Origin of the sequence: uncultured Phenylobacterium sp. (assembly GCF_902826855.1) — a bacterium.
Classification (GTDB): Bacteria; Pseudomonadota; Alphaproteobacteria; order Caulobacterales; family Caulobacteraceae; genus Phenylobacterium.
The window spans coordinates 1-6,533 of sequence record NZ_CADEGK010000231.1 but is presented as its reverse complement, the minus strand read 5'-3'; the positions used below and the strand labels follow the sequence as shown (position 1 = coordinate 6,533).

Genomic DNA, 6,533 nt, shown 5'->3' with positions numbered 1-6,533 from the left:
TCGGCGACTTCGCCAACGGCGCCCAGGTGGTGATCGACCAGTTCATCTCCTCGGGGGAGCGCAAGTGGCTGCGGATGAGCGGCCTGGTGATGCTGCTGCCGCACGGCTACGAGGGCCAGGGGCCGGAGCACTCCTCCGCCCGTCTCGAGCGTTTCCTGCAGCTCTGCGCCGAGGACAACATGCAGGTGGTCAACTGCACGACGCCTGCGAACTACTTCCATGCGCTGCGTCGCCAGCTGCTGCGCGAGTTCCGCAAGCCGCTGATCGTGATGACGCCCAAGTCGCTGCTGCGCCACAAGCGGGCGGTCTCGACCTTTGCGGACATGGACGCAGGCACGGGCTTCCACCGCGTGATGATCGACGGCGCCGAGGCCGACTGCGAGGTCGGCGGCGTTCAGCTAAAGCCCGACGCCGAGATCGCCCGGGTGATCGTCTGCTCCGGCAAGGTCTACTTCGACCTGGTGGAACAGCGGGCCAAGTCCGGCCGCGACGACGTCTACATCCTGCGCCTGGAGCAATTCTATCCCTGGCCTCTGAAGTCACTGTCCAACGAGCTGAAGCGTTTCAAGAACGCCGAGCTGGTCTGGTGCCAGGAAGAACCCAAGAACATGGGCGGCTGGATGTTCGTCGACCCGTGGCTGGAGCTGACTCTGGAGCGCATGAGCATCAAGGCCAAGCGCGCCCGCTACGTCGGCCGCCCCGCCTCGGCCTCGACCGCCGCCGGCTTGATGAGCCGTCACCTGAAGGAGCTGGAGAACTTCCTGACGGAAGCCTTCGCCTAGTATGTCTTCCCGGACGGCCGCAGGCCAGTCCGGGACCCAGGCGTGGCAGCCCGGACCCACTGGGGTCCCGGCGCTCCGCTTCGCTTCGGCCGGGATGGCGAGTCTGGTATTCGTTGAACCGCCGCGTTCGAACTCTGTTTGTGTTGCTGAGGAGCCCTCCCCCCGATGGCCGACATCATGACCCCGGCGCTCGGTGAATCCGTCACCGAAGCCACCGTAGCCAAGTGGTCCAAGAAGGCCGGTGATACGGTGCGCAAGGACGAGATCCTGGTGGAGCTGGAGACCGACAAGGTCAGCCTCGAGGTCGCCTCACCGTCCGACGGCGTGCTGTCGGAGATCTCCGCCGAGGAAGGCGTCACGGTCGAGCCGGGGGCGATCCTGGGCCGGGTCACCGAAGGCGCGGTTGCGGCCGCCCCGAAGGCCAATGGCGCGAAGGCCGCGGAAGCGCCGAAGGCCGAAGCAACGTCCGACCCGAAGCCCGAGCCCGAGCCCGCAAAGCCTGCCGCCAGGCCCGCCGCCGAGCCCGTGCTGGCCCCTTCGGCCCAGCGGATCGCTGCGGAAAACAAGCTCGATCCGGCGGCGATCGCCGGGACCGGCAAGGACGGCCGGGTCACCAAGGGCGACGCGCTGGCCGCGCTCGAGGCCCGCGCAAAGGCGCCGACTCCCGCGCCGGCCCCCAGCGCGCCGCGCGAGATCCACGCACGCGAGGAGCGGGTGAAGATGACCCGCCTGCGCCAGACCATCGCGCGCCGGCTGAAGGAGGCCCAGAACGCCGCGGCCATGCTGACCACCTTCAACGAGGTGGACATGACCGGCGTCATGGCGCTGCGCAACCAGTACAAGGACGTGTTCGAGAAGAAGCACGGCGTGAAGCTGGGCTTCATGAGCTTCTTCGTGAAGGCCGTGGTCCACGGACTTCAGCAGGTTCCCGAGGTCAACGCCGAGATCGACGGGACCGACATCATCTACAAGAATCACTACGACATCAGCGTCGCCGTCGGCACCGAGCGGGGCCTGGTGACCCCGGTGGTCCGTGACGCCGACGCCATGAGCCTGGCCGGCATCGAGAAGGAGATCGGCGCGCTCGGCCGCAAGGCCCGCGACGGCCAGCTCGCCCTGGAGGACCTGCAGGGCGGCACCTTCACCATCTCGAACGGCGGGGTCTATGGCTCTCTGATGTCGACGCCGATCCTCAACGCCCCGCAGTCGGGCATCCTGGGGATGCACAAGATCCAGGAGCGCCCGATGGTGGTCGGCGGCCAGATCGTGGTGCGTCCGATGATGTACCTGGCGCTCAGCTACGACCACCGCGTCGTCGACGGCCAGGGCGCGGTGACGTTCCTGGTCCACGTGAAGGACGCCATCGAGGACCCGCAGCGGTTGTTGCTCGACGTCTGAGCCGACGCTGGTTGACCTGGGCCTTTGCCGGCCTAGTTTCCGCACCCATCTGAAGGCTCAGGCGCACCATGGCTGACACCCCCTCCTACGACGTCGTGATCATCGGCGGCGGGCCCGGCGGCTACAACGCCGGGATCCGCGCCGGGCAGCTCGGGCTGAAGGCCGCCGTCGTCGAGATGCGCGCCACCCTGGGCGGGACCTGCCTGAACGTCGGTTGCATGCCGTCCAAAGCGCTGCTGCACGCCTCGGAGCTGTTTGCGGCGGCAGGCAGCGAGTTCGCGGAACTGGGCATCGACGTCTCACCCAAGCTCAACCTGCCGCAGATGATGAAGCAGAAGGGCGAGAGCGTCGGCGCGCTCACCAAAGGCATCGAGTTCCTATTCAAGAAAAACAAGGTCGACTGGATCAAGGGCGCGGGAAAGATCTCCGGCCCGGGCCAGGTCGAGGTGACCTCCGAGAACGGCACGGTTACGACGCTGGCGGCCAAGGATATCGTCATCGCCACCGGCTCGGAGCCGTCGCCGCTGGCGGGCGTCGAGGTCGACCAGAAGCGGGTCGTCGATTCCACCGGCGCGCTGTCGCTGTCGGAGGTCCCTGGCCACCTAGTTGTGATCGGAGCCGGCATCATCGGCCTGGAACTGGGTTCGGTGTGGCGCAGGCTGGGCGCCAAGGTCACGGTGGTGGAGTTCCTCGACCGCATCACGCCGGGGATGGACGCCGAGATGGCCAAGGCCTTCCAGCGGTCACTGACCAAGCAGGGGATCGCGTTCAAGCTCTCGTCCAAGGTGACGGGGGCAAAGACGACCAAGACCGGCGTCAGCCTGACCTACGAACCGGTCGCCGGCGGCCCGGCCGAGACCCTCGACGCGGACTATGTGCTGCTGGCGATCGGCCGCCGCCCGTTCACCGACAACCTCGGCCTTGAGAACGTCGGTATCGAGCGGGACAAGCGCGGCTTCATCCCCACCGATCACTGGAAGACCTCGGCCGAGGGCGTCTGGGCGATCGGCGACGTCACGCTCGGTCCCATGCTGGCGCACAAGGCGGAGGAGGAGGCGGTGGCCTGCATCGAGACCCTCGCGGGCAAGGCCGGCCACGTGAGCTACGGCCTGATCCCCAGCGTGATCTACACCTCCCCTGAGGTTGCCTGGGTCGGGAAGACCGAGGAGGAGCTGAAGGCAGACGGCCGGGCCTACAAGGTCGGCAAGTTCCCGTTCAGCGCCAACAGTCGCGCCAAGATCAACCATGAGACCGAGGGCTTCGCGAAGGTCCTCGCGGACGCCGTGACCGACGAGGTCCTGGGCGCGCACCTGATTGGCCCGAACGTGTCGGAGATGATCGGCGAGTATTGCGTGGCGATGGAGTTCCGCGCCGCGTCCGAGGATGTCGCCCGCACCTGCCACCCGCATCCGACCCGCTCGGAAGCGCTGCGCCAGGCCGCCATGGGAGTCGAAGGGTGGACGATGCAGGCCTAGAGAAGGCGGGCCCGGAGGGCGCAAGCCGGCCCGAGCGGTCCGTTCGGAGCCGCCTCGCCGTCCGCCGGGCGCGCCCGGAAGAGCTTGCGGCCTGCGCGCAGATCTATGTGCGCGTGCTGACCGACACCTTCACCTGGGTCTCGCCGGACCGGCACCGCGAGGAGGACTTCCTTCGGGCGGCGCGGGATGAGGAGGTCTTCGTCGCGGTCGACGGCGCAGAGGGCCCCGCGCGCATCGTCGGCATGGCGGCCCTCTACCGACCGCAACGGTTCCTGCACTCGCTGTACGTCACCGAGCGCGGCCGCGGGATCGGCAAGCTCCTCCTGGACCATGTGGTCGCCGCGACGGGCGGGGTGCTGGCGCTCAAGTGCCAGGCGGCGAACAAGGGCGCCCAGGCCTTCTACGTCCGCGAAGGGTTCCGCTGCATCGAGGCCGGGGAGGACGGCGGGGTGGCCTGGTTGCGGTTCGTGCGGCGCTGAAAGTTCATTCGACCTGCGCGGCGACCGATGGCAGCCTTGTCCCCGCTACGCCACGGAGGTTGCAATGCTTGCACTGCTTGCCGCAATCAGCGTCGTCGCCACGCCGGAGCCCGCCATAGGCCGGCCGAGGACGTCGGTCCTGTCGCCGCCGCCGAGCGCCGCTTGCAAGGCGCACGGCGCCTACTACGCGGGCTGGGATCCGGCGCTGGCGATCCGCGAGGGCCGCGTTCAACCGCGACGCCTGGCCGACCTGCCGAAACCCAACCTCGAGCGGACGGTGCTGCGGACGATCGACGGCTGTGCGGCGCCGGCCATCGTCGCCTATTCGGTGGGGCGTTGAACTGATCGCCCTCAGGCGTGCGGGTGCGCCGCCGAGTAGGCGCTGAGCAAGGCGGCGGCATCCACCTCCGTGTAGCGCTGCGTCGTCGATAGCGACGCATGGCCCAGTAGCTCCTGGATCGACCGAAGATCGGCGCCAGCGCCCAGCAGGTGCGTGGCGAAGGAATGGCGCAGCGCATGCGGCGTGGCGCTGGCCGGCAGCCCCAGGCGCCCGCGCAGCAGCTGCATGGTGGCCTGCATGTGCCGCGGCGACAGAGGCCCGCCCCGCTTGGCCCGGAAGAGCGGCTGGTCGGGGCCGAGCCCGAAGGGAACTTGCGCCAAGTAGGCGTCGACCGCCTCGCGCACCGCGGGCAGTGCCGGCACCATCCGGGTCTTGCCACCCTTGCCGGTGATCCGCAGGACGTCGCCAATCGGGGCGTCGGACCGTTTCAGCGACAGCGCCTCGGAGATCCGCAGGCCGCAGCCGTAGAGCAGGGTCAGCACCGCTTCGTCGCGGGCGGCCTCCCAGTCCTCGCGGTCGGGATCGAGGCCGGGCTCGGCCAGCAGACCCGCCGCCTGGTCCTCGGTGACCGGCCGCGGGGCCCCGGGCTTAACGCGCGGCCCACGGACCAGGGCGATGGCGGCGTTGGGTGCGTCGAGGCGGCGGTCCAGGAACCGATGGAAGGTGCGGATCGCGCTGAGCGACTGGCTGAGCGAGCGCGGCGAAAGGGGCCGCTCGCCCGAGCGAAGGTGCGCCAGCCAGGCGCGGACCTCACCGGCGGTGACCTCGGCCAGCGCCGGCACGGTCATGGCCTCGCCGCGGTGCTGTTCCAGGAAGGCGATGTAGCGGCCGGCGGCGAAACCGTAAGCCTCCAGCGTGCGCGGCGATGCGCGGCGTTCGTGCGCCAGGTGCTCAAGCCACTGCGCTCTCGCGGCGCCGGCGGTTACAGGAGCGGCCATCGCTCCGCCGTGCGTTCGACCACCCGGGCGAAGAAGGCCACCAGTTCGGCGCCCATTTCCGGTGTGAAGCCCTCCGGGTCGGACGAGCCGAAGGCCAGCAGGCCCTGTCGCGACGGCTCCCAGATCGCCATGCGAACCATGGCCATGGAGGCGATTTCACCGGCTTCGGGGCCGAACAGGCCCAGCGCCGTGGGTGCGAAGCCCATACGGGCCAGCCGCTGTGGCCCGTCGAGGATCAGGTCGACCTGGCCCTCGACCAGATGCCGCCACCCAGCCGGCGGCAGGTCCGCGGACTCCAGGGCGATGACCCCGGCGGCCAGGCCGAAGCGGGCTCTGGCCAGCTCATCGACCCGGCGGGCGAGGTCGGCGTGGCTGCGCGCGTCCAGCAGGTCGACGACCGCGCCGTGAGTCTGGGCCTGGGCGGAGAAATTGGCGCGCGCAGTCTCTTCCAGAAGCGCGCGCTGCTCGGCCTCGCGCTGGTGGGCGGCGTGCACCCGGGCCAGAGGCGCAAATTCGACCACGTTGCTGCTCGCCACGCTGAGGCCCAGCTCGGCCAGAAGGCCCGTGTCACCCTTCAGGAACTGCGGGTTGTCCGACAGGAAGCGGCGCACCGCATCAGGCTCGACGGGCGCGTCTCCGAAAGCGAATTCACCCTGCGACCCGTCCATGCGCCCACTCCTACAAGATGGCCCAACGGGCCCTACAAGATGGATTGGCCCGTCTTGGCCCAGTCCGCCATGAACTGTTGGAGCCCGCGTTCGGTTAACGGATGCTTGAAGAGGGCTTCGAACACGTCCGGCGGGATGGTGGCGCAGTCGGCCCCGGCCAGGGCGGCTTCCTTGACGTGCTGCGGCGAACGGATCGAAGCGGCCAGGATTTCCGTATCGAAGTCGTAGTTGTCGTAGATCGCCCGGATTTCGCTGATCAGCTCCATTCCCACCGCGCCGTGGTCGTCCAGCCGGCCGATGAAGGGCGAGATGTAGCTGGCGCCCGCCTTCGCCGCGAGCAGGGCCTGGGCGGCCGAGAAACAAAGGGTGACGTTGGTCTGGATGCCCTCCGCGGCGAACTCCGACGTCGCCATCAGGCCGGCGCGCGTGAGCGGGACCTTGACCACGATGTTC

7 protein-coding genes and 1 pseudogene are annotated in these 6,533 nt (G+C 69.1%); 5 read left to right on the top strand and 3 right to left on the bottom strand.

What is annotated here, in order from left to right; translation table 11 throughout:
* The 5 genes and pseudogenes from sucA to QZV94_RS21745 all read left to right on the top strand — a co-directional run.
* Positions 1–782 (top strand): annotated as a pseudogene (gene sucA, locus QZV94_RS21765) (2-oxoglutarate dehydrogenase E1 component); the annotation flags it as partial.
* A gap of 165 nt (positions 783–947) precedes the next feature.
* Complete coding sequence (gene odhB, locus QZV94_RS21760; protein WP_293681867.1) at positions 948–2,180, top strand: 2-oxoglutarate dehydrogenase complex dihydrolipoyllysine-residue succinyltransferase; 1,233 nt, start codon at positions 948–950, stop codon at positions 2,178–2,180.
* Positions 2,181–2,248: 68 nt separating this feature from the next.
* Positions 2,249–3,655 carry a dihydrolipoyl dehydrogenase gene (lpdA, locus tag QZV94_RS21755; RefSeq protein ID WP_293681865.1) on the top strand — a complete coding sequence of 469 codons (1,407 nt, stop codon included), beginning with the start codon at positions 2,249–2,251 and terminating at the stop codon, positions 3,653–3,655.
* On the top strand, positions 3,637–4,134 hold the full coding sequence (locus QZV94_RS21750) for a GNAT family N-acetyltransferase (protein WP_293681863.1): 498 nt from the start codon (positions 3,637–3,639) through the stop codon (positions 4,132–4,134). Before lpdA ends, QZV94_RS21750 begins: the two co-directional genes overlap by 19 nt.
* Positions 4,135–4,198: 64 nt before the next feature.
* Positions 4,199–4,474, top strand: coding sequence for a hypothetical protein (locus QZV94_RS21745; RefSeq protein ID WP_293681861.1), 276 nt, complete (start codon positions 4,199–4,201; stop codon positions 4,472–4,474).
* Positions 4,475–4,485: 11 nt separating this feature from the next.
* Here QZV94_RS21745 and QZV94_RS21740 read toward each other — a convergent pair whose 3' ends face one another.
* From QZV94_RS21740 to QZV94_RS21730, 3 genes are all read right to left on the bottom strand, one after another.
* On the bottom strand, positions 4,486–5,412 hold the full coding sequence (locus tag QZV94_RS21740) for a tyrosine recombinase XerC (protein ID WP_293681859.1): 927 nt from the start codon (positions 5,410–5,412) through the stop codon (positions 4,486–4,488).
* Entirely contained in the window at positions 5,397–6,080 is a 684-nt protein-coding gene (locus QZV94_RS21735) for a DUF484 family protein (protein ID WP_293681857.1), read from the bottom strand. Before QZV94_RS21735 ends, QZV94_RS21740 begins: the two co-directional genes overlap by 16 nt.
* Positions 6,081–6,112: 32 nt before the next feature.
* Positions 6,113–6,533, bottom strand: a 421-nt coding sequence (locus QZV94_RS21730) for a transaldolase family protein (protein ID WP_293681855.1), incomplete at its 5' end; no start/stop codon positions are given.